We start from the raw sequence: 26187 nt of genomic DNA on the forward strand, positions 1-26187 counted from the left end.
GGTCCGCTATTGGCGTCACCAAGCGGCAAGAGGGCGACGGTCACCGGTTGGGATTGGCCAGATGCGACATGATCCGGAGCGCATCTTTCAAGCTGATTCCCATTTCCTCACATGCGCCGGGCGCACTGGTTGCACACGCGGCCAGCGGCCATTTGTAGGAATATTCGGGCAGACCCAGTCGATGCATGGCCTCATGGGGCGTCAGACCTGCGGCCGCGCCTTTGCAACCAAAACCTGCAGCGCACGCCCATAGCTCGTCTTCTTCCTGACTGAATGAAGCAATCCCGGCATCCGTGAACCTGTCTTCAATTGGGGCCTGCCCCTTGGGGTCCTGCACCTCTTCTTCAGTGAACGACATTTTTGCGCCGTCCTCTGTCACCTCGTCCTCAGTGAACGACATCTCGCCGCGATTTCCATCAACCGACAGGTCCTGCCCGGTGGGATCTGCGTCCGCATTTCCGTACTGCTCCCGATACGCCCTACGCGCATCCTCGGCGTTTTCGTGCCCCGTCAGAACCACCGCATCGTCCTGCGATACGCCCAGCCCCTCGCACCCAAACCCCGCTGCGCAGCCCAGAGCGTCCCGGTCGGTAATGTCCCTCCAGTCGGTGCGGCCCCCGTCGGGAACCGGTTCATTCCCCTGCTCGGACTCCAGTTTATCGAACAGGCTTTCACCGTCCTCGAACACCTCATCCTCGGTGAACGACATATCGCCGCGATTTTCATCGGCCGACGGGTCCTTGTCCGAAACCTGCTCGGTGGAATCTGCGTCGCGATTTCCGTACTGTTCCTGATACGCCTTACGCGCACCCTCGGCGGTTTCGTGCCCCGTCAGAACCACCGCGTCGTCCCGCGATACACCCAGCCCCTCGCACCCGAACCCCGCCGCGCAGCCGAGAATGTCCCGATCGGTAACATCCCTCCAGTCGGTGCGCGCCCCGTCGGGCACGGCTTCGTTCTTCTGCTCGGACTCCAGTTCGTCGAACAGGCTTTCACCGTCCTCTGCCGCCTCCTCCTCTGTGAACGACATCTCGCCCTGCGCCCAGACCCGGGGCATGGAACCACCGACAAGGGCCGTCGCCAGCAGGATGGAAATCAGACAATGACGGGGCGTCATTGTTGCGGCACCTCGATTGCGAAACGATCGAACTCGAAATGGCTTTCACCGGGCAGCGCCTTGTGCCCGTGGCCACCCAGCAAGCTGGCGACACCCGACAGCCGAAGCATTGTGATCGACCGGGTCGTGTAGGAGAGCGCCTCGCCCTCGCCCGGCATCTGCATCTCCAGCGAAGCCGTGATTTCCCGGCCACGCCGTTTGAGACGCAGTTGCGCACCGTCCCGGCCAAGGGTCTCAAGAATGGCATCGCCCCGCTCGCGGCCAGCGGCATTGCAGACACCGTCAACCCAGGGACCGCCTAGCAGGTTGGTATCGAAAGAGGTCGTCTCGGGGTCGTCCTCCGCACCTGATGTCCGGACCAGTGAGAGATTGAGCAGGGTGCCGCACCCCTTCGGTTCAAGCCACATGCGGGCCCCAATCTGTTCGTGTGCGGCCTCAAACAGCGACAGCATGACGCCCTCGCGCCTGGTCTGCACATTGACCCTGAAATCCAGAACAAGATCGAAATCTCCCTTGGGAAGGGGACGATCCAGCACGAAACGGTTCGTTGCCTCTGGATTTGTGAAATAGGGTGCCCTGCCGAGCGCGGCAACGAAGAGTGCGCCCTGCGGGGTGAACGCGGTTAGCTCTTCAGCCGGGTTGTCCACCCGCCACGCCGCATTGAGCGCCGGACCGTCGAACGTCTCCTCGAACACGGTTTCAGCGGTTGGCCGGGCGACGGGCGCCGGGGCAGGCGCTGGTGTGACAGTCTCCGTTTCCCGCACCGCATCTTTGACGGCAGCGACGAAGCTTCGCGCATCGTTTGCCGGATGATAGGTGCCATTGCCCTTCTCGGCGATACACTGGAGCGCCGCGTGCTCCTCCTCGTTCAGATCGAAACCAACGACGTGAACACGTGTATCGATTCCCGACTGGGCCAGCCGGGCCGCCGCAGCACACGGATCGCCACCGCAGGTTTCCAGTCCGTCGGAAATCAGAAGAACGCTCGAAGACTGGCCGGCAGCGGGCATGGCGGCAGCCGCCCGCTCCAGTGCACCGGCGATCGGGGTTTTCCCGCGCGGCGAGAGGCCTTCTATTGCTGGGATGAGCCGTCCCGCGTCATAGTTGGCAACCGGATAGAGAATTTCAGTGTCGGAGCAGTCTCCCTCACGCCGGTGGCCATAGGCCATCAGCCCTACATTCGTTGCTGGATCGAGATCGCCCAGGATTCCGGTGAGCGCCTGACGGGCTGTGGTGATCTTGGCGACACCTTCAATCTGTCCCCACATCGAACCCGACGCATCGAGAATGAGCAAAAGATTGCGCCCCGCGGGATTGATGCCGTTGCCGGGCAGATCGCCCTCTTCCATTCCCGGGACGACAATCGGATCGTGACCCTCCTGCGCATCGGCTTTGACAGGTTGACCGCACGCGGACGCACACGGGATGGGAAAACCCACGTTTTGCAGGGTCACTTCGCTTCCGTTTTGGCGTCTGAGGTCTATGCCGAGATTGGCTGCCATATCGGCAAGCGACCAGTCACTGTTCTCGGAATAAATGTCGGAGATCTGCCAGGCATTGTCGGGTGCAACCGGTACGAGCGTGTAGACGAACTCCTGACGCTGTCCGAAATTGTCGAGGCTGACACGCACCTGTGCAGCGCCGCGCAGAACTGGTGTGGTCGGGTCGGCGAAGACCCGAAGGTTGGTGATCTCGAAATCCTGGGCATTGTAGATCGGATCGAAGCCGAGGCGCCCCTGCAGTCCGTCCACGGCCAGTCCATCGACCACATAGGGTGCAGCGGCACGCGCATCGTTGAGCAGCGGGCCCTGCATGGTGTCGAGATGGGTCCTGTGCGCGCCGATGAATTGCTCGACAAGAGCAACTGCCGCGTTGATGTCCTGCGCCTGAGCGCTCCCTCCGCATGCCGCCAGAAGTGAACTGGCCAGCGTCCAAAGAGCAATTCCTGAATTACGAAACATGGCCGGAAATCCCATCATGATGGCCGCCGTCAGTTGACCGGCGCAGAAATCGAAAAACGGTCGAACTGTGCGACCGACTCGCCATTCCCCGCCCGTTGAAGCTGCCCCAGCATGAATGCGGGCCTGCCTGCGGCAGTTGTGCGCGCGACTTTGCGTGTGGTGACGCTGACACGCCCGCCCGGATTGTCGCCGAAGGCCGGAAGATCGAGTTCGACCGTCGCGAAATGGAGAATCCCCCGTCGGGAGAGGGTCAGTGAAAAGCCGGTTTCGTTGAGGCGTTGCAGGATTGCGTCGCCGATCTCCCGGTTGCCGGCATTGCAGTAGCTGGACAGAAGGGGGCCCTTGTCAAAGAGATTGTCGTGGAATTCGCTGGTCAGGGGTTCCTCGACACCGGCGACATGTTGCCGATTGACGATCCTCAGGGTCAGATAGGGGCCGCAGCCGCTGGTGTAGACGTGAAGCGTGCCCGCAAGAAAGTTCGTCGAATCCTCATAGAGGCCCAGCCAGACGCCTTCCCTCCCGGTCTTGGCTTCGAGAAGCCCGGTCAGCATCATATCAAAATCGCCTTCCGGCGCCTTGCCGAGCCGGAAGATGTTTTCGCTGCCCTCATTGCGGAACGTGTCGTCCCCGCCCGTCGCGATCTGATAGACAACGCCATTTTCAACGACGAATTCATCGGGGGCTTCCCCGATCACGCCCCATTCGGGCCCCAGAGTATCGCCATCGAATTCGTCCTGATACGGCAGGGGGAGCATAGCGTCGGAAGCGCGTCCATCGCCCGCCTCCGTGCCGCTTCGATCCGCCGCTGCAAGAGCTTTCTGCTCCTCCTGGCTCGGAGAATGCCCGGGCGCCCCGGAAGCCGGGCGCATTGCTGCGGCACTGCCCTTTCCCAGGGACCAGCCATCACCCCATATCCGCGTTATCAACGGACGGCCGTTCGAGCCCGCAACCGCAAATGAAATCAATCGGACAGCCCCCCGGGACTTCACCGCGGCCTCTATGACGGTCTCTTCTGCCGGCTGGTCCGCTGCCATCCGCAACTCATAATCGCCCACCGTGCCTTCATGCGCGCCGACCAGAGGACGAAATCCATCGCTGCCCGCAGCGATCGCTTCGATGAGTTGGGGGGCCAGGAATGCGCGAAACGATGTCATCACAGTTCCTCCCGCCTCGAGCCCGGCACCTTGCTGTTCCAGCATGGAATTGACCGTATAAAGAGAGAGGACCACGCTTCGGGCGGCAATCTCATCCGCCGCTTTGCTTTGTGCACCTGCCACCGCTGCCGATATCGCAACGAGCATCGCGCTCACCAACAGCGAGCGAACCAGGCAGGTTGCCCTTCTTACAAACTGCCGGATCATCTGGTGTCTTCTCCATCCGTGTCATCCATCAGTGACCCGGGACTAACGCGCCTCAGACCGGCTGCCGTCCCTCATATGGGGGAGGCATCATTGGCGAGAGAGCATTTCCTGCACACTCAGTGACCGACTGGAATCTTCACAGCCGTCATAGCAACGAGGCGGTAGCCGCCCTCCCCGCAGCGGTCGGCTTCACGGTTCGGCAGCGGCGGGGTCGATAGTCAGAGGATACGGTCGATGAACAGGACCCGAGAAATCGCATTGCACGCACATATCGAAGCGGCTGCGCAGCACGCGCCCCATACAAGCCGGCGCGGCGGGAATCTCGAACACCCGGTACAAATGGCTGGCTTTCTCCGGTAAATCGAACCGTTGCGCAAATCGACGATTCCCGAAAATTGCGTGGGAAAGCGCTCTACTGCCGCGTGTTCAAATATGATAAACGCGACCAAATAAGACCAATTCGACGGGGCATCTCGTGGCCGGAACACAGAAAAGCGAAACCAAAGAACCTCTTTACGTCGTGCCACCCGTCACCCGGGCAATCGCCCTGCTCCGCTACATTGCAGCGGGAAATCGGTGCCGCAACATCAGCAATGCAGCAAAGACGCTGGACATCAACCGGACGACGCTGATCCGTCTGCTCGCGACGCTCGAGGCCGAGAGCATCATCGAACCGATTGCTGACGATGGCGGATACCGCCTTGGGACCGGACTGATCGCCCTTGCCTCGGAAGCTTTGAACGAACGCAGCATTCTTCAGGTTGCGCGCCCGTTTCTGAAGCAGCTCGTCGAAGCACTCAACCTGTCGGCGCATCTCGGCGTTCTTGAAGGCCGCGAGATCGTCTATCTCGCGCGTGAAACACCCAATTCCCACCTGGCCAGCACCGTGCGCGAGGGCACGCGATTGCCCGCCCATGCGACCACGATCGGCCGCATTCTACTTGCCGAACTGCCAACCGCTTCGCTGCGCTCGCTCTACGCAGGGCAAACGATGGAATCCTTCACAACGAAGACACGCACGACCCTTGCCGATCTCGAAAAGCAGCTGCAGAACGACCGCGCCCGCGGCATCGCCTGGAGCGTAGCGAATTTTGAGCGTGAGATCGGTTCCGCGGCGGTCGCGATCCACGATCACCAGGCACGCGCTGTCGGCGCCATCAATGTGACGGGTCACGCAAGCGTGTTCGCGGAGGACGGGCCGCACGCCGAGAAGATCGAGCATGAGCTCAAGGCAGTCGCGCGTGCGATGTCCGAGGCTCTGGGCTATCGCGGCTGGTCAGCCGATCAACTGTAAGCATAACCGTAAGAAAGCGCGAAGGAACTGCTCTCCAACTTCGCGCTTCCGACAAGAGCACGGCGCAGCCACAGGCGGCCATGCACCTGTGTCTCGGAAAAGTCGGCGCTTTCGGGCAGGCGCACCGTCTCGCACCACAAGCCGCCCAGCCACTCCGCCCGCCGGAAAGAGGCTTTCCGGTCCATGCGAGCGCCGTGGAGTGAGAAATTTCCGTAACAGGCGATCTCCTGAAAATCGGCTCCCATGGGAAAGCCTGCCTGGTCGAAACGTGCGATCCCCCGGAACTCCGCGCCGGAAAACAGCGCCTCAGCGGCAAAGACGGTCTTCTCGAAGCGGGCATCGTTGGCAAAGAGCGCGTTTGTAAATCCGGCGGCGCTGCCAAAATCTGCCCCGCTGAACCAGCTCACCCCAAGAAAGCGTGCCCGCGTCGCATCGATCCCATCGGGAAATGAGGCGCCGCTGAAATTGACCCCCGTTATGTCCAATCCACCAAGGTCAAGCCGCCCCTCACAAACGACGCCCGACAGGTCAACGCACGCACCGTGTTGCCACGGAACGGCGATCAATGCGCGTATGTCAGCCGCTTTCATCACGCGACCTCGCCGATTTTCTCCTCGGCCAGCGTCACGATCTGGCTCGCCCATGGAAAGGCCACGTCTTCAGCCATGTCGCTGCCGGAAGCATCATGTGTGATGCGCTCTCCGACCTGCACCGCGCCGTGGGCGATGAGCAGCTCCGCAAGAGTCCCGCTGCCAAAACCGAAGGTCTCTTCATATTCGCGGTCTCCAAGACCGAAAATGCCGAAATGAATGCCCTTCAGGTCCGGTGCCGCCGTTTTCAACGCTTCGGCGAAAGGCTGAGCGGAGGCTGGCAGTTCGCCATCGCCATAAGAAGAGCAGATGATCATGTGCAGCCGGCCTGCATCGAACTCGTCGGGCGAAAAGTCCGACAGGTTGCGGCACTCGACCTCATGGTCGCCCTCAAGCTCTGACATGATGTCCTCGGCGAGCATTTCGGCATTGCCGGTCTCGGTGCCATAAAGAAGCATGATGTTCATTGTGAAACCTCCTCTTTCTGAAGGGCCAGCGCCAGCATGGCATCGCGCGATGCGATCTTGGCACGGCAGCGGTTTTCAGGTGCGTTGGAAATCTCGGCCGCATCGATGCGTTTCCAGCCGTGATAGCCGACCGCCCCGGCCCAGTCGGAGAAAGCCTGCCGTCCGGGTTTTTCAGGCAGTGCCGGGGCGCCCTCAAAGTCATCCAGAATGCGGGTCGCCAGACGCTGTGCATCGGCGCGATTGTCAGGAATCGTGCCCTGCGGCCCACGGCGAAACCACCCGGTCGCATAAAGCCCGGGAGCAAGAACTCCTGCCTCCCGATCAACCGCTTCCCCAATCAGAAGATCACGTGGCAGGCCGACTTCCGCGCCAAAGCCGATTGCGGTGATAAAGACACTGCAAGGCAGGATGACTGTGTTGCCCTCTCCATCCAGAAAGCGTGCTTCTTTCAGATGTCCGTCCGGTCCCGAGAGCTCGACCGGCGTCAAACCAAAGCGAAATGTTATGCGTCGCGCACCGGAGCCATGTCCATCGATCGCCTCAAGGGCGGCAAGCTTCTTTGCCGCTTCGGGATCATCGCTCCTGTCAGCTCCAAGAACGCGAATGCTGATGCCTTCTAGCTTCGCAAGCTCCTTGATCATGACTGGATCAAACTTCGCCGCCGATGCCGGCGAACGGCCGACAATCTGGATTTCCTCAATGCCTGAACGCGCCAGCCAGTCGCTCGGCGCTGCACCCAGATCGGACCCCGCCAGTTCCTCCGGCGTCTTGGCCAACAGGCGAAGAATGTCGATGGCGACATTGCCATTGCCCATAATCACGACCCGAGAGTCCAGTTCAGGCAACGGCGCGGCATCGGGATGTTCATAGAGAGCCCGTGTCAACTGGCCGGCGCGATGAACACCCTGCAAATCCTCACCCGCAATGCCAAGCGTTCGGTCCGCCGACAGTCCGGCTGCGAGCACGACCGCATCATAGGCTTCGCGCAGGGCCTCGAGGCTCACATCCTCGCCGATGGTGACATTGCCCACAAAGCCTGCGCCCTGGCGCTCGAACACGCGTTCGAACTGCCTGATCACGCCCTTGGTGCCCTGATGGTCGGCTGCCACTCCATAACGCACCAGCCCGTAGGGAACGGGTAGACGATCAATCAGATCCACCCTCAGGTCGGGCGCCGCCTTCAGCAGCGCCTGCGCCAGATAGCACCCGGACGGCCCCGAGCCGACAATGGCGACAGCGCGGCTCATGATGCACCCACCGTCGCTGCGGCCCACGGATGCGGTGCACCCGAAAGGTCGGTGTAGAAAGACTTCTGTGCCATATAGGCACGAATGCCCTCGCGCCCCTTCTCGCGCCCCATCCCGCTCTCCTTCTCACCACCGAAGGGCGTCGAGATGGAGAACTGCTTGTAGGTATTGATCCATACGGTGCCGGTGCTGATGGCCCGGCCCACTCGCCAGCTTTTGGGAAAGTCGCGGGTCCAGATTCCACAGGCAAGACCATATTCATTGTCGTTGGCCTGGGCGATCAGCTCATCTTCATCATCGAAGGGCAGGACGACAAGGACCGGGCCAAACACTTCCTCCCGGCAGATGCGCGCGGTGTTGTCCAGACCGGCGAGGATGGTCGGCAGGTAGTAGGCGCCCTTGTCGAAATCGGCACCCGCAGGAGCGCGCCCCCCGACCAAAATATCGGCCCCTTCCCTGCGCGCCCTTTCCACATGGTCGGCAACACTGTTGCGATGCTCGAAATGCACCATCGGAGCGACCTGTGTCGCCGCGTCGAAGGGATGACCGACCTTGAGACGCCGTGTCGCCTCCACGAGGCGCTCGACAAATTGATCATAAATCGGCCGCTCGACAAACAGGCGCGCGCCAGCAATGCAGCTTTGCCCGGTGGAGGAAAAAATGCCGAACAACACACCGGCAAGCGCCTGTTCGATATCGGCATCGGCGAAGACGATGGTGGGCGATTTACCGCCGAGCTCCAGGGAAACCGGCATGAGTTTCTGCGCAGCCTTTACCGCCAGCGCCCGCCCGGTATCGGTTCCGCCCGTAAAGCTGATCTTGGCGATGTCAGGGTGTTCGACAAGCAGATTGCCGATTTCACGACCCGACCCCGGGAGCACCGAGAACAGCCCCTTCGGCAACCCCGAAGCCTCGATGATGCGCGCCAGCTCCAGGGAGACAAGCGGCGACCACGACGCCGGTTTAAGGAGAACCGCGTTTCCTGCCGCAAGTGCTGGTGCAACCTTCTGGGCGTCCGAGGCGATCGGCGAATTCCACGGCGTGATCGCACCAATAAGACCAAGCGGTTCATGAACCGACATGGTGAGCGCGTCGCCCCGCTGTGCGGTCAGCGCTTCATCGGAGGTTTCAAGCACCGCGCCGAAATAGCGGAATGTGCCGGCGGCGGACGCTGCCAGCGCTCCTGTCTCACGCAGGGTCTTGCCCGTATCGCGGCTCTGGATATGGGCGATACGCTCGGCATTGGCCTCAATGCCGTCGGCGATGGCATAGAGGAAACGCGCCCGTTCGTGCGGCTTCAGATTGCGCCACGCCGGATCGGCCTGCGCACGCTTGGCCCGCTCGATCGCGCGTTCGCCATCCGCCACGCTGGCACCGTGCAGCACGCGATTGACACTGCCGTCAGCGGGAAAGACGGAGGTGATCTCCGCGCCCGTGCCCTCTTCCCATTCACCGGCGATGAACAGTTTGTTCTGCGGCAGCTCGATCATGCTCACCTCCTTCTCAGATTGCCACAGGACCGATCCGGTTCCGGATCTCCCGCAACACGCTGTAGACCGTGGAAACAGATGTCCTGGCATTGCCCGCCGACGGCAGGTTCTCAATGCGCATGGTGTATTTCGCCAATGGCGAGGTGACGGAGTATTCATGGATATTGCCCGGTGCAGCCGGATCGGCCACCAGTTCCACACGGGTTGCCTCAAACCCTGCGCCTGCCAGAGCGAGCGTTGCCGCGACATTGGCATTCTTGGGAAAATCTCGTGCGGCCTCGCGCGCATTCCCGGTGAAGAATGTTGCAGCCTCGGTGAGGTTCGCCAGATCAACCGTCTCTTCGGCGGGTGTGCCGCTCCAGGCGCGCGGCGGCTTGGAACCGCGGTAGCGCACGTCAAGTCCGCCGGCAACGCCAAGTGCCGCCAGAAGATCGATGCCACCAACCGCACCCGCCGGCAGGACAAGGCGCGCGCCGCCCGCCCCGGCGGCCGACCGCAACTCGGCCTCCAGCGCCGCATCGGACAATGCGCCAATGGAAACGATGACCACATCAATGCCGGAGCGAAGCACCGGTGGGACATGTTCCACAACGGCCGCGTGACCGGCGCATTCGACCACGAGGTTCGGCTTCTTCTGAAGAAGCGCTTCAGCGCCGGTAACGACGACGAGCTCACCCACCAGTGCACCGAATTCCGCTCTCAGGCGCGCTTCGGTTTCGCCCGCGGTTTCCGGCCGTGCCACGACGGCCAGGAGCTCCAACGGACCATCGAGCGTTTCCGCCAGTTGTTTCAAGAGGGTCTGGGCAATGTTCCCAAAGCCGATCATTCCAAGCCGCATCGCCCTAAGCCTCCTTGCCGGCAGCACCGGCGGGCGGACCGGCAAACGCTTCCTTGAACGGACCGATGGCACACATGTCGATTTCGATCAAACGCGGTCCGCTGGCTGCAACAGCCTCGTCCAGCGCTGCGGAGAAATCCGATATGTCGCTGACAAGCCGGTGGGGCATGCCTATGGCTTTGCAGAACTCCGCGAAATCCGGTGTGGCAAGCGCCGAATAATGACGCCGACTGTCGTATTGGGCGTCCTGAATGTTCTGGATGACACCGTAGGCCTTGTCGTTCATCAGCAGATAAACGAGGGGAGCCTGCTCCTCGACGGCGGTGATCATCTCCGCGAGACCAAGCATGGTTCCGCCATCGCCGAGAAGGGTGATCGCCTTTGCCCCTTTCGACGCAAGGGCCGCGCCGACACCCATCGCAACCCCCTGTCCGATACCTCCACCCAGCGCGTGCACGCCAAGATTGGGGCTGGCGATGCGCACATAGCGATTGCCGAACGTGGAATTGGAGATGGTCACGTCGCGCACCCACGGATGCGCGTCAGAAAACACCCGTTCAGCCAGTGTATCGGCAAGAATGCGATACGGTCCCAGAACATCCCGCATGCGGCCTTCGGCAGCGGCGCGGGTGCGGGCGATGTCGAAAGAGAGGTTGGTATCTGTGTCGAGCGTGTCCGGCAGGCGTGCGAGCAGGCGGGCCAGCGTGTCGGCGGCATCACCATGGGCAAAAACCTCGACCGGATAGTTGCGGCCGCCCTGCGCGGCGTCGGCATCGACCTGAACGAGAGGGCGCGGCAAGGGCATCTTGTTGTTGCGGGTCTCATTGCCGCGCAGACGCGAGCCGACGACGATCATCAGATCGCAGCTTTCATAAAGCTCGACGGCCTCCGGCGTCATGTTGAACGCCCCGAGGCTCGCGGGCTCATCCTCAGACACGATCGCGCGACCATTGGTGGAGGTAACCACGCCGAAGCCCCGACGCATCAGCTCGGTGGCCTCCCTGACCGCCCCGCGTGCACCGCCACCCAGCCACAAAAGCGGACGTTTGGCCGTCTTCACCAGCTCGGCGATCTCATCGATCACACTCTCGGGGGCAATCGGCGTGGTTGGCTGCGGAAGGTGAATGCGCGTCGCCGGATGAGCGGCCCTGCGCTGAACATCGACGGGAATCTCCAGACTGACCGGGCCTGTCGGCGCGGAGAGTGCCGCCGATACGGCCGCAGTGAGGGTTCCCACCGCACCATTGGCGTCCCACATACGGAACACCGCCTTGGAGATGCCGCGCAGCATCTCCGGCTGCCGTGGCACGTCATGGATGGCCGCCCGGTCGCGATCCGCGAACTCCAGATCGACCTGAGTCGTGATGTGCAAAACCGGAGAACCCGCCGTAAGCGCCTCAGCCTGTGCACCTGCCGCGTTGCCGGCGGCCGTTCCCGTCGAGGTCATGCAGACCCCCAGTTCTCCGGAAACGCGTGCAAAGGCATCCGCCATGTTCATGGCACCGGCCTCACCACGCGCAGGCACAAACCGGATACGGCCCTGACGTGCAATTGCATCCAGGATCGGCATGTTGTGAATGGAGATGACCCCGAACACGGTCGTAACGCCGATCTCTGCGAGATAGCGGGCGATGAGCTCGCCAACCGTCTCCGAGGCTGTGATTGTTTCGAGTTTCATCCCGTATCCCTCAAATGTAACGAGACAGGCCGCCCGACACTTCGAGCTGAGCACCTGTGATGTAGCTCGCCGCCGGCGAGCCGAGAAAAGCGATGGCCGCGGCGGCTTCCGCGGGATTGCCCAGGCGACCGAGCGGAATGCCTTTTTTTGCCGCCAGTGCGCCGTACCATTCAGCCCGGCTCTGGCTCTGGTCCTCACGCTCCGCAAAGCGGCGCGACCACTGCCCTGAACCGACAAGACCAAGCAGAACCGAATTGACCCGCACATCGGGCGCCAGTTCCACGCTCAGCGACTTGAGAAGATTTTGCACACCGGCCCGCGCCGAGGAGGTGCAGACCATGTGTGGTTCCGGCTGGTAGGCCAGCAATGAGTTGACCGCGACGATGGCGCCCTTTGCCCGACGCAGCATCGGCAGGAAGGCGCGGGTGGGATGAATCTGGCTGAACAGCTTCAACTCATACTCGGCGCGCCAGTCGTCATCGCTCGTGTCTTCAAAGGTGGAGATACGGCCCTGCCCGGCATTGTTGACAAGCAGGTCGCAGCGGCCAAAGCGCGCTTCCACCGAACCGGCGAAATCTTTTACCGCATCCGGTTCCAGAACGGACAACGCACGCGCAAAGACACGCTCCTCCCCGTGGTCGCGGATGAGGACGGCCGCCACATCGTTAAGCCGGCTTTCGGTGCGCGCGCACAGCGCCACGCTCGCACCGGACTGGAGCAGGGTCTCGACCGTTGCCAGCCCGATGCCGGACGAACCGCCCGTGACCACAGCGACTTTTCCATCGTATCCGTAGTGCATCAGATCTTGCTCCTGGCGGGCGCGAGTTCAGGGAAACCGGGATCCGGGCGGCCCTGCATCACCGCGCGTTGCGCCGGCGTCGGCGGGCCGGCCGTCATCCATCGGTCCATGGCTTCAGGCTTGTCGCGCGGCCAGACCTGGGCTTCATGGGTCGTTTCGTCGATCTGCTGTAATTCGGAGGTGAACTCGATGACGAAACCTGATGGGGAAACGAAATAGGCGAAGGGATTGTTGCCGGGCCCATGCCGCCCCGGCCCCCAGGTCGGCACATGCCCCTTCTGCTTCATGCGGCCGATACCGCGCATGAACTCGTCAATGGACGGCATCTCGAATGCGACGTGGTTGACGCTGGCATAGTTCCCACGGACCAGGGCGATCGAATGGTGATCCGAGTTACAACGCAGGAACACCATCTGATCGGCTGAATAGTCCGAAACGCGGAAGCCCAGCACATGCGTGTAGAATTCCTGCACGCCGTCCATGTCCGGGGTGTTCAGCACCACATGGCTCACCTTGCGCGGCTTGGCCCATTCGGGCTCCTCATCATGCGTGAGCGCCTCGGTGCGGAAACGGAGACGGCGGTTGTCGGGGTCGAGCATCTCGAAACCGTATCCGCCGGCGTAGTCGTCAAAGAGGTCCGGTTCCGCGAGCGCGATGCCGCCGCGCGCAATGACCTGCCGATAGAGTGCATCCATCGATGCCCGGTCAGGCATGGCAAAGTGGACATATTCGATGCCATAGACCGGCCCATCCTTAAGCCCGTAGAGAAACGGCTCCTCGCCGGTGCCGCGCAGAAGCGCGATACCATCCTCCTTATGGGCAAGGCTCAGGCCCCACATGTCCTCGTAAAAGGGCAGCGTGCTCGTGATGCCGGGTCCGCGCATCATGATGCCGCGAAGGCTGCCGACGCGAATTGTCTCTGCCATGATCGTTCCTCCTCCCGGCCTCAGCCGACGATTTCCGCGAGCGCATCCAGCGCCGCCGCAAAGGCGGCGGGGGCCTGCTGATAAAGAGCGTGTCCTGCGCCCGGCACGAATGTGAGCGATCCACGCCAGGGATCACGAAGGGCCGCATGGGCCCGGCGGGCCGATTCCGGCGGGGTGACGACATCCTCTGCCCCAACAATGACATCGGTGGGCACCTGGAGCCGTTCGGCATCGTCAAGCAGCCGACCGGAGGCCAGCATGCGAGCGGCCTGCGGGTAGCCCGGCACGCTGACCTTTGCCATCCCGTCGCGCACGCGCGCGACGATGTCTCTGTTGTCGTCAGGCGCATAGACAAGCCTCGGCGCCCGAAGATCGGCGAACTTCTCCGGACCCAGAGTCTGTAGATCATCGATGCGCGCCTGGGCAGCGGCACTCAGTGCGGCTCCCCGTGGCACGCCATGGCCAAGCGCCGGAGAGCTGAGCAGCAGGCGTTCGACCCGGTTTCTGTGCGTCGAGGCAAAGGACGCCGCCATCAGACAGCCGAGCGAATGTCCCGCAAGCAGGACCCGCTGGAGATCCAGCCGATCGAGGAACGCTTCGAGCGCCGCCGCATAGTCGCCCGCCAACGGCCAGTCGGTGTCGAGCGGAGCCGAACCGCAATAACCCGGCGCATTCCAGGCGATTACCCGCCACCCCCTCGACAGATGTGGCAAAAGCGGCATGAAGGACGCTGCATTCGAGCCAACCCCGTGCAGCAGTACAAGAACGGGACCACCCTCGCCTGGCCGCTCCAGATACTCGATCCCACCCGATTCATTGACTTCAAACGTCATCACCGCCTCAATTGAAAACAAAGCCGTTGTTTACCGGCAGCGTCTGCCCCGTCAGCGTCAGCGCACCCTCGCCAAGCAGGAAGGCGACGATTTCGGTAATTTCACCCGGCCCCTGCGCCCCCGGCACGGCGCGACCTTCCGCGTAGAGCCGGTGGCGGGCTTCCGGCACGTAGCCGGTCGATTCCGTGGTGAGGATGCCGGGTGCTATCGCCGTCACTCCGACACGGTCCGGCCCAAGCTCGCGCGCCAGCGAGCGTGTCATCGCCATGAGAGCGCCCTTGCTGGCCACGTAGGACATCAGGCGTGGCGCACCCCAGAGCGCCGTATCGGACGCGACATTGACAATGCGGCCCGAGCCCGACGCCTTCAGCAACGGTGTCACTGCACGCGTCATCAGCCACGTGCCCCTCACATTGACCTGCATCACCCGGTCCCAGCTGTCGATGTCGATTTCCTCGAACGGGATGCCGCCTATACCTGTGGCGATTGCGCCATTGTTGACGAGGCCATGCAGGACACCATCCTGCTCGGCGAGGATCCGCCCAACAGCCCGGATTGACGCCGGATCGGCCAGATCAACAAAAATGAAGCGCGCACCACACTCATCAGCGATCGCGCGGCCCTCCTCCTCGGCGATGTCGGCGAGAACGAGACGCGCACCGTTCTTGGCAAGGTGGCGGGCAATCTCGGCGCCAAGTCCGTGTGCGGCACCCGTAACCAGTATGGTTCGTCCCTCAACCATCACTCGGCAGCCATCTCGGCTTCGATCTGGCTCTTCGCAGCACGCGTCAGGATTTGCCGAACGCGGGAAACACCCAGATCGTGCTGGTAGAGCATTTCGCGCTTGCGCGCGTCGTCGGGCATTCCCTCCAGCATGACCCGATCCTGCTCGAGCACGTCCCAGTGCGTCTTTTCCAGCCGGGCGCGATAGAGGAAGCGCCAGCTGTCACGCGCGAGGCCAGAAACCCTGCGCATACGCCAGAAGAAAACCTTGCAGGTGGTCGCATCCACCGGGGTCACGAAACCGATGATGCGGAAAACACCGCCCGGCCCCGCCGCCGGCGGATACGGAATTTCAAGAAAGCAGAACATCGAGCCTGAATGCACCTCGAACTCGGTCCAGTCGAAGTTCTCGCCGACCTGGCCAACCCGGCTGACGCGAAAACCCGCATCGGTCTTGTCCAGCTTCATCAGGTCCTGTTTGGAACCGAAGGCGAGCGTAAAGCTCTCGGCATGCAGATAGCAGCCATGCATGGGGTCGGCGAGGTTGTCGAGCGCATAGCGATAGTTCGTTTCCCAGACACCCGTGCAAAGGAAACCCGTCCACGCATCGTCCGTCAGTTCCCTGGGCAGCGCCAGGTCCGGCGCTTCGGGCTGTTCGGCCGATGGCACGTAGACGAACACGGCATCGCCTGCCTCCCGCACCTCAAAGGATTTGAGCGCCTTGCGCCCCTCCAGCGCGCATTCGGGCATGGCCGGAACCCGCACCACCACGCCCTCTCCATTGACGACAACGCCATGATAACGGCAACCGATATTGCCCTCATGGATTTCGCCATAGGAAAGCGGAGCGCCGCGATGGGGACAGAAATCCTCGACACAGCGGAGCCTGTTCTCCGCATCGCGCCAAAGAACGATCTTCTCTCCCAGAAGCCTCGTTCCATAGGGCTTCGACGCTTTAACCTCAACCGATTTGGCAACCGGGTACCATTGGCCGCGCAGGCCGCTGTTCACCCGATCCTCAATGAGCGATTTCTTGTCCATGGCTGTCATGTCCGTCTCCGTCATGGATATCCGAAAGCCTCCCGCTTCCGTCGACAGTGATTGTGTGAGGCCCTGCTAGTGCTGGGCCTTGGGCAGGTAATGCAGCACCCGTTCCTCAATCCGCACGAGCACCGCGTAGAGCAGAAAGCCGATCACGGTGAGCAGAACGATGGCGTTGAAGACCATGGCCGCATTGGCTTGCCCGCCTCCGTAGGAGATCAGGAATCCGAGGCCGGTGTTTCCGCCAACCAGCTCACCAACCGTCACGCCGATCACGGCCAGTGTCGATGCGATCCGCAGCCCGGCCATCAGATTGGGCATGGTGGAAGGCATTTCGACCTTCAGAAAGATGCCCCAGCGGGAAAGGTTGTAGGCGCGCGCCAGATTGACGAGATCGCGATCGACCGTCCGCATGGCCTGAAGCACATTGACCAGAACGGGGAAGAAGACGATCAGCACCGTCACCAGAAGCTTTGGCATGGCGTTGTAGCCGAACCACATGATGAAGAGCGGTGCGAAGGCCACTTTCGGTGCGATCTGCAGCGCCAGAATGTAGGGTGACAGAACCTTCTCCCAGAACTCCGACATACCGAGCAGATAGCCGATCACAGCGCCAAGCAGGCTGCCAATGGCAAAGCCGAGCACCGTATAAAGTGCCGTCGAGAGCGTGTGGCCAACGAGCCCTTCCTGAAGCAGCATGCGCTTCATTTCGGCAAGGCAGTCTGTGACCGTCGGGATGATGAATTTCGGAACACCAAGTGCCGGCGGCAGGAACTGCCATGCGAGCAGGACCAGAACCAGAAGGCCTAGGCTTGCCAGGAGCGTGCTGCGCCGTGAAGTCATGATGGGTTTCGCCGCCTTGACCGGGGCCCCTGCCCCGGTCTCCATCGAACTGACCTGTGTCATTGGACGAATTCGTTTGTGTAGAGGTCCTCGACCGGAACCGCGGTCTGGACAATGCCGTTGTCGACATAGAAGGCCTGCACACTGGCGATGCGCTCCGGGTCGAATGCACCGAGCGGCTGGTTCTCACCTTCCGGATAGACCAGCGTTGCATAGGACCGCAGAATGCCCTCGATCTCAGCTTCCTTGCCGGCGTGCTGCGGCACGGCGGCAACGTAGTCCCTGGCGGCCTGCGCCGGATCTGCCGCAATGTCGCCGACCGCTTTCAGGACTGCGCCGACAAAGCCGCGCACCACTTCGGGGCGTTCCTGGATCGTCTTGTCGGAGGCGATAATCGCCTGCGCCATGGCCGGAAAGACCTCATCAACCGGCATCTGCTCCATTTCAACGCCAGCCGCCTCGATCGCTGCAATCCATTCGGGCACGCCCGACATGGCATGCAGGTTTCCGGCGATGGTGAGCTGGATGATGCCACCTGCTCCAACCGCCTGAATGTCGGCATCGGCCTTGGTCATCTCGGCGGAGGCGAGCACCGCCAGAAGATTGTAGTAAGTGGTGTCCTGGAAGGAGAGCACACCGATCGACTTGCCTTTCAGATCGGCCGGCCCGGTAATGCCACTGTCCTTGCGCCACGCAAGCTGCGTCAGACCACGGCCGCCGAGCAGGGCCACGCCGCGAATATCAAGCCCGTTGGCGCGCACGATGATGGGTGTGTCCCCGATGCCTCCGCCAAGATCGGCATTCCCGACAGCCACCTGCGTGGCCACGTCCGCACCGCCCTTGCCAACCTGGAAGGTCACGTCGAGGTCTGCAGCCTCGAAATAGCCCTTGCTTTTGGCGAGCTGAAAGGGCGCGAAGGCGGGAAGGAAATCAGGTGCTGGGAAAAGATATGTCACCTTTTCAGCGGCAAAGACCGTAGCGGCTGAAGCCGTGAGAAGAGCAGCGGCGAGAGCCGACTGAAGCATGCGTCTCATCAAAATTCCCCTTTTGCTTAGTGCCAGTCAGATGGCTTTTTCTTCGAGTTTCAGGTGTTTGAATATCTGGGCTGCGTAATCGCTGACCTCGGGCATCACCCTGCGGCGAAGCGGTTCTTCGCGATGCGGCAAATCAACCTTGATCTCCGTCACGATGGTGCCCGGTCGTTCGGAAAGGACGAGAATGCGGTCGGACATCAGCACCGCCTCCGACAGGTCATGCGTGATCAGCAGCGTTGTCTTGCCGGTCTGCGAGATGGTGCCCGCGAAACTGTTCTGGAGCAGAAGCTTGGTCTGCGCATCGAGTGCAGAAAACGGTTCGTCCAGCAGGACGATTTCCGGTTTGATCGCAAGCGTGCGAGCCAGCGCCGCGCGCTGACGCATGCCGCCAGACAACTGGTAGGGGTAATGGTTTTCGAACCCCGCCAGATGACAGCGCTTCAGTTCGATCATGGCCCGATCCCGGCGTTCCGATTTGGCAACGCCGCGCGCTTCAAGTCCGAATTCAATGTTTGAAACGATGTCACGCCAGGGCAGAAGCAGATCCTTCTGAAGCATGAAACCGACATGCGCGTTCGGGCCCGCCACCGGTTCTTCGCTGACATAAACCTCCCCGCGCGTCGGCTGGTAAAGGCCCGCGGTCATGCTGAGAATGGTGCTCTTGCCGCAGCCTGAAGGCCCGACAACCGAGACAAACTCACCCTCGTTCACCCGGAAGCTGATGTCGTTGACGGCGACGAGGCTTTGCCCTGTCCCCGTTGTGAACTCCTTGGTGACGGAACGAAACTCAAGCGCCATAGCCGCTGGCCTCGTAAGCTGCATCAAGCTCCCTGTTCGTCGCCTGCAACTCTTCAGCCAGAAGCGCTTCGGTCCAGTCGGTCCTGCCGGAGCGAGGGGCAACGACGTTCTTTTCCGCCAACTCCCGCGCAACCATGGAGAAGTCGTGCTCGCCCGTGGCGTAGATCGTCATCAGAGCATCGGCCAGCGCGTTCTCACGCTCGTCCAGCTCACGCCCGCGACATTGATGCTCCAGCCCGGGACGCCCCGTATCGAAGGCGCGCTGCGACAGGCGATCATTGAAGGCGTCCATCTTCTCCTCCCATGTGTTCAAATAAGAACATATTGTTCAAAATAAGAATGACGGATCGATGACCCCGTGTCAAGCGGCCTCCCGGCGCCCCTCTGGCAGGATCGAAATCGTGGGATTGCGCACCCGGTCGGACCTCCGGAAGGTTGCGTGACAGGCCGGACTGCGTTGACAGAGCCAGCCCAGCGCAATACCGTTATTTTTTGAACTTATAGTTCTTATTTGAACATTTCGGGAGTGAGCTGAATGAAGATCGGCATAGCCGGGGGCGGCGTCGGCGGAATGGCCGCCGCGATCGCACTGCAGAAACAGGGACTCGACGTCACGATTTTCGAGCGCGCGCGCGCCTTTGGCCGCATTGGCGCCGACGTCAATCTTACCCCGAATGCCGTGCACGCACTCGACGGGCTGGGTATCGGCGAATTGCTGCGAACGACTGCGGCACGCCCCGAATATCGCATCAGCCGAACCTGGGATACAGGAGAGGAAACCTCACGTCTGCCAATGAGCACCGCAGCGGAAGAGCGCTACGGTGCGCCCCAGCTCACCATTCACCGTGCAGATCTGCTCGCTGCGCTGGAAAACGCCCTGACGGAGAACACGATCCGCTTCGCCACACAGGTCATCGCGGCCGAAGAAGGCGGCAGCGGCGCGGTCGCCATTCTCTCCGATGGCACGCGGTTTGAAGCAGACGCCTTGATCGGCGCCGACGGCATTCACTCGGCGGTGCGGCATTCACTGTTCGGCGAAGATCACCCCCGGTTCACCGGCCTGGTCTCCTATCGCGCCGTTTTCCCGCGCGAGCGGGGCGGCAACATCCCCAATCTCGACTCGTTCACGAAATGGTGGGGACCGACGCCTGAACGCCAGATCGTTACCTTCCCGCTCAACCTCGGCAGCGAGATTTTCGTCTTCGCCACCACACCGCAGGACGACTGGACGGAAGAAGGATGGACGCTGCCGGGCGATATCGGCGAGTTGCGCGAAGCCTATGCCGATTTTCACCCTGAAGCACGCGCCCTGCTGGATGCCTGCGAAAGCGTCACCCGTTCCGCATTGCATGTACGCGAACCGATGCAGCGCTGGTCCAAGGGACGCATCACGCTTCTGGGCGATGCTGCACACCCCATGGTGCCATTCATGGCGCAGGGTGCCTGCATGGCGATCGAGGATGCGGTCGTGCTGGCACGCGCCCTGAGCGGCGCTGTGCCGGACACGGTTTCGGAGGCCTTCAAACATTATGAAGCTGCACGCATCCCCAGAACCGCCAGGGTGCAGGAGGGATCACTCGCCAACAACTGGCTGAAAAAGGGCTCGAACGCGGACTGGGTCTACGGATACGACGCCTGGGAGGCGGCTCTCTCTGAAGGCGCCTGATCTCAATTCGGAGTAGCATATCCGGTGCCGGCGCGGCGGCACCGGAACGGCGCTGGCATTCATGGTTTGCGCCGCTGCAATCCCACCCTTGACGCTCTCCTCAGGGTCGAAGCCCCGGTACGAGGTGGTTGAGCTCAAACGTCTTGACCCCGGCCGCATGGCAAATTTTTGCCTGGAAACCGCTCCGACTGTTTCTAAACCAGTGATGGCGCGCACCCAGCCTGCATGGGCTGGGTGCGGTCTTTCTGCGCAGGCCGGGCGCCTAGGCAGCCTCGTAGACTATGCCGTCAGCCTGAGCCGATCCGACAACCGACCACACTGTGGCCGGAGCGGCGGAGTTGTTGCGGAACCAGTGCTTGCGGCCAGCAGGCGTCTTGACCAGATCGCGTGGCCCAAGCTCAACCTCAACGGTCTCGCCATTCTCCTCCCAGCCGACAATCAGCGCGCCTTCGAGAACGAGATAGGCGTCTTCCACATCGCGAACGATCGGCTTGATGCCGACGCCCGAAGGGATGCCCAGCATCTCCTTGCGGCAGGTGTCGTGGGCAATGCCGCCCTCACCCACATAGACCTTGCGGGTGAAGCCCGCCTTTTCCCAGATTGTCGGCAGTTCGTTGTGACGCACCACATACTGCGCCATCAGCTTCTGCAGCGGGTGGCTGCCGTTGCGATCGAAAGGCAACGTCTTGCCGGGCTCGGCACCAAAACTCCGCGCCAATTCCGCCGGATGCTCCTTCGGATGATAGTGATAGACCGGCGGCAGCGGCTTGCCGACATCGACCGAAATGGACATCAGTACCGGCGTGACGCCATCATTGCGGAAGCCGTGGCCGATCTCACGGGCATTGAGGATCATGTCCTTGGCACCGAGCTTGACCTCGACGACCTCGCCGTCCTTTTCCCAGCCAACCACAAGCACACCGTCGATGATGAGGAAACTCTCCTCAATCTCATGGCTGTGGCAGGCAGCGTATTTTCCCGGTTCCTTGTAGATCAGGCTCAAGGTGAAATGATCCGGCTTCATGGTTGACGTGTCGCCAACCTTTGGAGAGCCTCCGGCACCGATGTAACGCATCTGTGCCCGGGCCAGATCATCGAACCCGGCATTTGACGGGAAAGCATTCCAGTCAAACGTCTTGTCCGTAAAGCGGCCTGTATGGGCTGCAAGTTCCTGCGCCAGGGCCGAAGTGGCGGTCGTATGTATCGTCATGGGCTTTCCTTTCGCGTGAAGTGCGAGAAGGCTAGTGGAGGCGAATTTTACCTGCTAGACACTGTTTTATGGATAAAACACCTATCACACCGTCTCACTCCGACGACAAATATCTCGTCCCCGGTTTGATCCGCGGGCTACAGGCGCTGCAGTCTTTCACCCCTGAAGATCGTGAAATGACACTCTCCGACATAGCCCGCCGACTTCAAACGACGCGATCCGCAGCGTTTCGCACCGTCTACACACTCGCCCAGCAGGGTTACCTTCTGCACAACCCGCAGACAGGGCGCTACACGCTCGGCCCTGCAGTTCTGCGCCTTGGCTACGGCTATCTTGCGACCCGCGAGCTGGTCGAAGTGGCCCTGCCGGAACTCGAAAAACTCCGCGACAGGACGGACTGGTCGGCGCATCTGGGTGTACGCGATGGACGCTTCGTCCTCTACATGCTGCGTGTTCCCAGCCATATGGGCCTTGCAAGCATCGTCCATGTCGGTAGCCGCCTTCCGGCAGCCGGCACCACGATGGGTCGCGTGCTTCTCGCCGACCTCAGCGAAAGCGACCTGGTGCGTCTTTACCGCGACGAGACCTATCAGAACGCGCCGGGCCAGACCCCACGCAGTCTGGGCGAACTCGTCGCGCAGTGGCAACGGGATCGCGGCACGCCGGCAATTGTCCAGATCGGTAGTTTCGAAACAGGGATTGCCAGCATAGCCGCACCGGTGCGCGACATTGAGGGGAATGTCGTGGCCGCCATCAATGCCACCCAGTCAGCCTCCGCCGACCGTGTCGACAGCATTGACACCAGCATTCGAGACGAGGTGGTGCGCACCGCAGCCGCCATCACACGGTTGCTGGGTGGCACGCCCGCCTACCCCCTCCAGGAGAGCACGGGCACCTGAATGCGGTGAGCCACCCGGTTGTGCCGACCGATCAAGCCCACTCTTGCCACGGCCTGCGATTTGGGCTTAGATTAAATTGAACATTACGTTCAAATATGAACAGAGGGGCGCAACTCATGAAACTGACAAGACGCAACCTGATGCTGGGTGCTATGGGGAGTGCAGCCATGCTGTCCTTTCCGGGCAGAAGCCATGCGCAGGACAGCTTCAACTTCATCACACCGTTCACGCTTTCACTGGCCTTTGCGCCGGTCATCTATGCCGATGCGGCCGGCTACTACGCCGAAGAAGGCCTGGCCATGAACCTGCAGGCTGGCAAGGGTGCGGCTCTCGCTGCCCAGATGACGATCGCCAGGCAGATGGACGCCGGACGCACCGGCGGCACAAACTATATCGTTTCACGCGTGAACAATGACGCCCCGCTTATCTCGATCGCAACGATCGCCCAGCGGTCGCCCTTCTTCGTTCTGTCTTCCAAGGAAAATCCGGTGAAGACGATCGCTGACCTCGAAGGACGCACAGTCGGCATGGCGACACTTGGCGGCTCGATGGAAGGCACGCTCGACTTGATGATGACAGGAGCCGGTGCCTCACCGGACACGGTGAACAAGGTGAAGGTCGCCGATTCCGCCGCCTCGTTCGCGCTGATCGAAGCGGGCCGCGCCGGTGCATTTCTCGGCAATACCTCATCCATGATCATTGCCAGCTCGGCGCGCGACGACGTCGAAGTCATGCCCATCGACGACGGCATGCCCGGCCAAGTCTACGTCGCGCGACCCGATGAGATCGCCGAAAACCCGAACAAATTCATCTCCTTCCTGCGAGCAACGCACCGTGCAGCTGCTGAGATCGTCGACGCGGAAGACCTGACGCCGATCCTTGCTAAAATCGGTGAGAAGCACGATGTGACCGGCCTCAACAATACGGAAACCGCCCAGAAGGATCTGCACACCAATGCGCAGAACTGGGCCTCCAAGGGCAAGGAAAACATCCTGCGCAACGTTCCGGAAGTGTGGGAACGCGCCGTGGGTCTGCTCGCCGACGCCAAGCTCATCGATAAGGCCGTACCGGCGAGCGAGCTCTACACCAACAACCTTCTGGACCAGGCTCTGAAAGCATGAACATCGAGAATACTGCCGATATCCGCATCGTGGGTATCGGCAAAACCTTCGGCCAGGGCGAAAACGCCGTCCGTGCCATCGGTGACGCGACGCTCGACATGCAGCGGGGCGATTTCATATCCCTGCTCGGCCCGTCGGGCTGCGGCAAGACCACGCTCCTGCGCATCATCGCCGGCCTGGAACAGCCGAGCGAAGGGGAAATCATCGTGCGCAACCGGTCCGTCTGGGAAGGCGGCAAAAGATCGTCGGAAGCCACACGCCCCGTCTCGATGATGTTTCAGGAGGCGCGTCTTTTCCCCTGGTTCAGTGTGGCAGAGAACGTTGCCCTGCCCCTGCGCCTGCGGGGCGTCAAAAAAGCGGAACGGGAAGAACGCGCACACACGCTGTGTGAGACGGTGGGCCTGAAAGGTTTCGAGAAGGCCCGCCCCTCCGCGCTCTCCGGCGGCATGCGCCAGCGTGCATCGCTGGCACGGGCACTGATCACCGAACCCCAGGTCTTGCTGCTTGACGAGCCTTTCGGCGCGCTTGACGCAATGACGCGCGACACACTGAACATGGAGCTGATGTCCGTTTGCGCCAAGGCGCAGGTCACCACCATTCTCGTCACGCATTCCATCACCGAGGCGGCATTCCTTTCGGATCGCGTTGTGGTGCTTGCGTCCAGACCGGCCCGCATCACCGAGGTGATCGAAATGCCCTTCGAGCGTCCTCGCACGCTTGATCTTCAACGCAAACCCGAGTTTCAGGACATGCTTGTGCGTCTGCGCGCCAGCCTGACAGGAGGCCACTGATGGGCACCGACCGGTTCATCCGCATAGCGCTACCGACCGCAACCGTTTTTGCTTTCCTGATTGCCTGGACGGTTTATGTGCACACCGCAGAGGTCTCCGCATTCATCCTGCCCACACCGATGCAGATCGTTTCGGCCTTCATCGGCCTCGTAAGCGATCCGGACATCTGGGGCCACGCCCTCGTCACGGTGACCGAGGCCGTTTCCGGCTTTCTCATTGCCGTTGTTCTGGGGATTTCGCTTGGAATGGCAATGGCCCGCGTGCAGATGCTCGAATGGGCTTTCAAGCCCTTCATCGTGTGCCTGCAACTGATCCCCAAGATCGCCCTCGCACCGCTCTTCATACTGTGGTTTGGCTTCGGTCTCGAATCGAAGATCGTCATTGCTGCGGCTCTCGCCTTTTTTCCGGTTTTCTCGAACGCGCTGGTTGCGTTCCGCTCGGTCGAGCCCGGTGATCGGGACGTCTTCACCATGCTGCAGGCAAATCCGGTTCAGCGTTTCACCATGCTCGACCTGCCCACCGCCCTGCCAGTCGTCCTGGCTGGCATGGAAGTGGCCGTGGTGATGTCAATGATCGGGGCCATTGTCGGCGAGTTTATCGGCGGCAATGAGGGGCTCGGCTACCTCGCCGTTGCCATGCTGCAGGAGCTGCAGGTGCCCGGGCTTTTCGCCGTTATCGTGCTGCTGACACTGATCGGCCTCACGCTGTATACACTGATCGCCCAACTGCGTGGCTGGCTAACCCCCTGGCACGCTTCCGTGGCGGGTAAGTCCCGGGATAGTTAAAGCCGTTCCAGGAAACGCGGAAACCGCTCTTCTTTCACGAATAGCATGAGAACCGCCAACCAGACCGCCTCATCGATACCGTGAAACGCCGAGGCGGTCTGGCATGGAAACTCAGGCCAAAGTCAGCTCGGGGCCCTGCCCCGCAACTGAATTGACGCTCTGCGGCTGCCACACCATGGCAGCAGCCGCAGACGCCGTCAAAGGAACAGGTCTGCTATGATTGCCGACCCGAGATACGTGCCTGTCATCACGAACACGGCCACGATGAAGAGCTTCCAGCCGGAAGACCTGGCGATCGAAATCTCGCGGCGTGTGATGGCGATACCCGCATATGCAAGGCAAGGCGTTGCGAGCGTCAGGAAGTTGACGTGGCTGACCTTGTCCAGAACCCAGGCACTGCCGGGCGTCCATGGCAGGGTAACAAGAATGCCAACCAGCGAGATCCAGGCGACCGACGGCAGACCGACCGGCACGACATGAGTCAGGACGAGACCGACCATCGCGATCACGTAGAGGACAGCCAGACCGACCAGCCCCTGCATGACGGTTGCGTCCGTGGCGACGGTATTGCCCACCAGCGCGATGAGGGAAACGGCGATGAGAAGCACCGCGTGCTGCGCCAGATCGGGCTTCGTTTCCGCTTCGTAGTCCACAGGAAGTTCAGCAGTGCTCATG

26 protein-coding genes are annotated in these 26187 nt (G+C 61.7%); 6 read left to right on the plus strand and 20 right to left on the minus strand.

Annotated elements, in window-relative coordinates:
- Window positions 1-40: 40 nt before the first annotated feature.
- Genes KUG85_RS16410 through KUG85_RS16420 form a run of 3 tightly spaced genes read right to left on the minus strand, consistent with a single transcriptional unit; the run spans window position 41 to window position 4379 of the window.
- Window positions 41-1117, minus strand: coding sequence for a hypothetical protein (locus tag KUG85_RS16410; protein ID WP_223006091.1), 1077 nt, complete (start codon window positions 1115-1117; stop codon window positions 41-43).
- Window positions 1114-3078, minus strand: coding sequence for a vWA domain-containing protein (locus KUG85_RS16415; RefSeq protein WP_223006092.1), 1965 nt, complete (start codon window positions 3076-3078; stop codon window positions 1114-1116). Before KUG85_RS16415 ends, KUG85_RS16410 begins: the two co-directional genes overlap by 4 nt.
- A gap of 29 nt (window positions 3079-3107) precedes the next feature.
- Window positions 3108-4379 (minus strand): hypothetical protein, encoded by a 1272-nt coding sequence (locus tag KUG85_RS16420; protein ID WP_223006093.1) that lies wholly within the window; start codon window positions 4377-4379, stop codon window positions 3108-3110.
- 535 nt (window positions 4380-4914) lie between these two features.
- Here KUG85_RS16420 and KUG85_RS16425 point away from each other — a divergent pair.
- Entirely contained in the window at window positions 4915-5733 is an 819-nt protein-coding gene (locus KUG85_RS16425) for an IclR family transcriptional regulator (RefSeq protein ID WP_065815654.1), read from the plus strand.
- Here the strand turns inward: KUG85_RS16425 and KUG85_RS16430 are convergent.
- Genes KUG85_RS16430 through KUG85_RS16500 form a run of 15 tightly spaced genes read right to left on the minus strand, consistent with a single transcriptional unit; the run spans window position 5724 to window position 19332 of the window.
- A complete protein-coding gene (locus KUG85_RS16430; protein ID WP_223006094.1) occupies window positions 5724-6323 on the minus strand; it encodes a pentapeptide repeat-containing protein in 600 nt (199 codons plus the stop codon). The two genes, KUG85_RS16425 and KUG85_RS16430, sit on opposite strands and share 10 nt — an antisense overlap.
- Window positions 6323-6790: a flavodoxin domain-containing protein gene (locus KUG85_RS16435; RefSeq protein ID WP_007009590.1), complete on the minus strand. Its 468-nt coding sequence runs from the start codon at window positions 6788-6790 to the stop codon at window positions 6323-6325. Before KUG85_RS16435 ends, KUG85_RS16430 begins: the two co-directional genes overlap by 1 nt.
- Window positions 6787-8037, minus strand: coding sequence for an FAD-dependent oxidoreductase (locus tag KUG85_RS16440; RefSeq protein WP_223006095.1), 1251 nt, complete (start codon window positions 8035-8037; stop codon window positions 6787-6789). Before KUG85_RS16440 ends, KUG85_RS16435 begins: the two co-directional genes overlap by 4 nt.
- Window positions 8034-9527 carry an aldehyde dehydrogenase gene (locus tag KUG85_RS16445; RefSeq protein ID WP_223006096.1) on the minus strand — a complete coding sequence of 498 codons (1494 nt, stop codon included), beginning with the start codon at window positions 9525-9527 and terminating at the stop codon, window positions 8034-8036. The genes KUG85_RS16440 and KUG85_RS16445 overlap by 4 nt, the downstream gene beginning before the upstream one ends.
- Window positions 9528-9540: 13 nt before the next feature.
- Window positions 9541-10353 (minus strand): aspartate dehydrogenase, encoded by an 813-nt coding sequence (locus tag KUG85_RS16450; protein ID WP_255606456.1) that lies wholly within the window; start codon window positions 10351-10353, stop codon window positions 9541-9543.
- A 16-nt stretch (window positions 10354-10369) separates the two neighbouring features.
- Window positions 10370-12043, minus strand: a complete 1674-nt coding sequence (locus KUG85_RS16455) for a thiamine pyrophosphate-binding protein (protein ID WP_065815660.1) — start codon at window positions 12041-12043, stop codon at window positions 10370-10372.
- Between the two features lie 10 nt (window positions 12044-12053).
- Window positions 12054-12842, minus strand: a complete 789-nt coding sequence (locus tag KUG85_RS16460; RefSeq protein ID WP_065815661.1) for an SDR family oxidoreductase — start codon at window positions 12840-12842, stop codon at window positions 12054-12056.
- The gene (locus KUG85_RS16465; protein WP_223006098.1) at window positions 12842-13768 is read right to left on the minus strand and encodes a VOC family protein; all 927 of its coding nucleotides are present in this window, start codon (window positions 13766-13768) and stop codon (window positions 12842-12844) included. Before KUG85_RS16465 ends, KUG85_RS16460 begins: the two co-directional genes overlap by 1 nt.
- A 20-nt stretch (window positions 13769-13788) precedes the next feature.
- Window positions 13789-14601, minus strand: coding sequence for an alpha/beta fold hydrolase (locus tag KUG85_RS16470; RefSeq protein WP_223006099.1), 813 nt, complete (start codon window positions 14599-14601; stop codon window positions 13789-13791).
- Window positions 14602-14608: 7 nt separating this feature from the next.
- Window positions 14609-15343 (minus strand): SDR family oxidoreductase, encoded by a 735-nt coding sequence (locus tag KUG85_RS16475; protein WP_223006100.1) that lies wholly within the window; start codon window positions 15341-15343, stop codon window positions 14609-14611.
- Complete coding sequence (locus KUG85_RS16480; protein WP_255606457.1) at window positions 15343-16389, minus strand: Rieske 2Fe-2S domain-containing protein; 1047 nt, start codon at window positions 16387-16389, stop codon at window positions 15343-15345. The genes KUG85_RS16475 and KUG85_RS16480 overlap by 1 nt, the downstream gene beginning before the upstream one ends.
- A gap of 51 nt (window positions 16390-16440) precedes the next feature.
- Complete coding sequence (locus KUG85_RS16485) at window positions 16441-17271, minus strand: ABC transporter permease (RefSeq protein ID WP_223006101.1); 831 nt, start codon at window positions 17269-17271, stop codon at window positions 16441-16443.
- The gene (locus KUG85_RS16490) at window positions 17268-18242 is read right to left on the minus strand and encodes an ABC transporter substrate-binding protein (protein WP_007010778.1); all 975 of its coding nucleotides are present in this window, start codon (window positions 18240-18242) and stop codon (window positions 17268-17270) included. Before KUG85_RS16490 ends, KUG85_RS16485 begins: the two co-directional genes overlap by 4 nt.
- Before the next feature lie 27 nt (window positions 18243-18269).
- A complete protein-coding gene (locus KUG85_RS16495; protein WP_223006102.1) occupies window positions 18270-19040 on the minus strand; it encodes an ABC transporter ATP-binding protein in 771 nt (256 codons plus the stop codon).
- Window positions 19030-19332: a recombinase-like helix-turn-helix domain-containing protein gene (locus tag KUG85_RS16500; RefSeq protein WP_223006103.1), complete on the minus strand. Its 303-nt coding sequence runs from the start codon at window positions 19330-19332 to the stop codon at window positions 19030-19032. The genes KUG85_RS16495 and KUG85_RS16500 overlap by 11 nt, the downstream gene beginning before the upstream one ends.
- Window positions 19333-19575: 243 nt before the next feature.
- On the opposite strand from KUG85_RS16500, the gene KUG85_RS16505 reads away from it, so the two are divergent.
- A complete protein-coding gene (locus KUG85_RS16505) occupies window positions 19576-20706 on the plus strand; it encodes an FAD-dependent monooxygenase (RefSeq protein WP_223006104.1) in 1131 nt (376 codons plus the stop codon).
- A 262-nt stretch (window positions 20707-20968) separates the two neighbouring features.
- On the opposite strand, the gene KUG85_RS16510 is transcribed toward KUG85_RS16505, so the two are convergent.
- Window positions 20969-21916: a cupin domain-containing protein gene (locus KUG85_RS16510; RefSeq protein WP_223006105.1), complete on the minus strand. Its 948-nt coding sequence runs from the start codon at window positions 21914-21916 to the stop codon at window positions 20969-20971.
- Window positions 21917-21984: 68 nt separating this feature from the next.
- On the opposite strand from KUG85_RS16510, the gene KUG85_RS16515 reads away from it, so the two are divergent.
- The 4 genes from KUG85_RS16515 (at window position 21985) to KUG85_RS16530 (ending at window position 25512) form a co-directional block, all read left to right on the plus strand.
- Window positions 21985-22815, plus strand: coding sequence for an IclR family transcriptional regulator (locus tag KUG85_RS16515; RefSeq protein ID WP_223006106.1), 831 nt, complete (start codon window positions 21985-21987; stop codon window positions 22813-22815).
- A 116-nt stretch (window positions 22816-22931) separates the two neighbouring features.
- Window positions 22932-23936, plus strand: coding sequence for an ABC transporter substrate-binding protein (locus tag KUG85_RS16520; protein WP_223006107.1), 1005 nt, complete (start codon window positions 22932-22934; stop codon window positions 23934-23936).
- The gene (locus tag KUG85_RS16525; protein ID WP_065815670.1) at window positions 23933-24727 is read left to right on the plus strand and encodes an ABC transporter ATP-binding protein; all 795 of its coding nucleotides are present in this window, start codon (window positions 23933-23935) and stop codon (window positions 24725-24727) included. Before KUG85_RS16520 ends, KUG85_RS16525 begins: the two co-directional genes overlap by 4 nt.
- Entirely contained in the window at window positions 24727-25512 is a 786-nt protein-coding gene (locus KUG85_RS16530) for an ABC transporter permease (protein WP_223006108.1), read from the plus strand. The genes KUG85_RS16525 and KUG85_RS16530 overlap by 1 nt, the downstream gene beginning before the upstream one ends.
- 197 nt (window positions 25513-25709) lie before the next feature.
- On the opposite strand, the gene KUG85_RS16535 is transcribed toward KUG85_RS16530, so the two are convergent.
- Window positions 25710-26186, minus strand: coding sequence for a hypothetical protein (locus KUG85_RS16535; RefSeq protein WP_065815672.1), 477 nt, complete (start codon window positions 26184-26186; stop codon window positions 25710-25712).
- Window position 26187 lies beyond the last annotated feature (1 nt).

The sequence above is a fragment of the Nitratireductor rhodophyticola genome (assembly GCF_019891355.1).
In the GTDB taxonomy this organism is placed as follows: domain Bacteria; phylum Pseudomonadota; class Alphaproteobacteria; order Rhizobiales; family Rhizobiaceae; genus Nitratireductor; species Nitratireductor rhodophyticola.

Bases quoted from the DNA above. Each gene is read 5' to 3' on its own strand.
- KUG85_RS16490 (WP_007010778.1), bottom strand. From the start codon at position 18,242: ATGAGACGCATGCTTCAGTCGGCTCTCGCCGCTGCTCTTCTCACGGCT.
- KUG85_RS16530 (WP_223006108.1), top strand. From the start codon at position 24,727: ATGGGCACCGACCGGTTCATCCGCATAGCGCTACCGACCGCAACCGTT.
- KUG85_RS16440 (WP_223006095.1), bottom strand. From the start codon at position 8,037: ATGAGCCGCGCTGTCGCCATTGTCGGCTCGGGGCCGTCCGGGTGCTAT.
- KUG85_RS16500 (WP_223006103.1), bottom strand. From the start codon at position 19,332: ATGGACGCCTTCAATGATCGCCTGTCGCAGCGCGCCTTCGATACGGGG.
- KUG85_RS16465 (WP_223006098.1), bottom strand. From the start codon at position 13,768: ATGGCAGAGACAATTCGCGTCGGCAGCCTTCGCGGCATCATGATGCGC.
- KUG85_RS16435 (WP_007009590.1), bottom strand. From the start codon at position 6,790: ATGAACATCATGCTTCTTTATGGCACCGAGACCGGCAATGCCGAAATG.
- KUG85_RS16450 (WP_255606456.1), bottom strand. From the start codon at position 10,353: ATGATCGGCTTTGGGAACATTGCCCAGACCCTCTTGAAACAACTGGCG.
- KUG85_RS16470 (WP_223006099.1), bottom strand. From the start codon at position 14,601: ATGACGTTTGAAGTCAATGAATCGGGTGGGATCGAGTATCTGGAGCGG.
- KUG85_RS16515 (WP_223006106.1), top strand. From the start codon at position 21,985: ATGGATAAAACACCTATCACACCGTCTCACTCCGACGACAAATATCTC.
- KUG85_RS16520 (WP_223006107.1), top strand. From the start codon at position 22,932: ATGAAACTGACAAGACGCAACCTGATGCTGGGTGCTATGGGGAGTGCA.
- KUG85_RS16410 (WP_223006091.1), bottom strand. From the start codon at position 1,117: ATGACGCCCCGTCATTGTCTGATTTCCATCCTGCTGGCGACGGCCCTT.
- KUG85_RS16430 (WP_223006094.1), bottom strand. From the start codon at position 6,323: ATGAAAGCGGCTGACATACGCGCATTGATCGCCGTTCCGTGGCAACAC.
- KUG85_RS16485 (WP_223006101.1), bottom strand. From the start codon at position 17,271: ATGACACAGGTCAGTTCGATGGAGACCGGGGCAGGGGCCCCGGTCAAG.
- KUG85_RS16525 (WP_065815670.1), top strand. From the start codon at position 23,933: ATGAACATCGAGAATACTGCCGATATCCGCATCGTGGGTATCGGCAAA.
- KUG85_RS16460 (WP_065815661.1), bottom strand. From the start codon at position 12,842: ATGCACTACGGATACGATGGAAAAGTCGCTGTGGTCACGGGCGGTTCG.
- KUG85_RS16495 (WP_223006102.1), bottom strand. From the start codon at position 19,040: ATGGCGCTTGAGTTTCGTTCCGTCACCAAGGAGTTCACAACGGGGACA.
- KUG85_RS16415 (WP_223006092.1), bottom strand. From the start codon at position 3,078: ATGTTTCGTAATTCAGGAATTGCTCTTTGGACGCTGGCCAGTTCACTT.
- KUG85_RS16455 (WP_065815660.1), bottom strand. From the start codon at position 12,043: ATGAAACTCGAAACAATCACAGCCTCGGAGACGGTTGGCGAGCTCATC.
- KUG85_RS16420 (WP_223006093.1), bottom strand. From the start codon at position 4,379: ATGCTCGTTGCGATATCGGCAGCGGTGGCAGGTGCACAAAGCAAAGCG.
- KUG85_RS16480 (WP_255606457.1), bottom strand. From the start codon at position 16,389: ATGACGGAGACGGACATGACAGCCATGGACAAGAAATCGCTCATTGAG.
- KUG85_RS16475 (WP_223006100.1), bottom strand. From the start codon at position 15,343: ATGGTTGAGGGACGAACCATACTGGTTACGGGTGCCGCACACGGACTT.
- KUG85_RS16445 (WP_223006096.1), bottom strand. From the start codon at position 9,527: ATGATCGAGCTGCCGCAGAACAAACTGTTCATCGCCGGTGAATGGGAA.
- KUG85_RS16510 (WP_223006105.1), bottom strand. From the start codon at position 21,916: ATGACGATACATACGACCGCCACTTCGGCCCTGGCGCAGGAACTTGCA.
- KUG85_RS16505 (WP_223006104.1), top strand. From the start codon at position 19,576: ATGAAGATCGGCATAGCCGGGGGCGGCGTCGGCGGAATGGCCGCCGCG.
- KUG85_RS16535 (WP_065815672.1), bottom strand. From the start codon at position 26,186: ATGAGCACTGCTGAACTTCCTGTGGACTACGAAGCGGAAACGAAGCCC.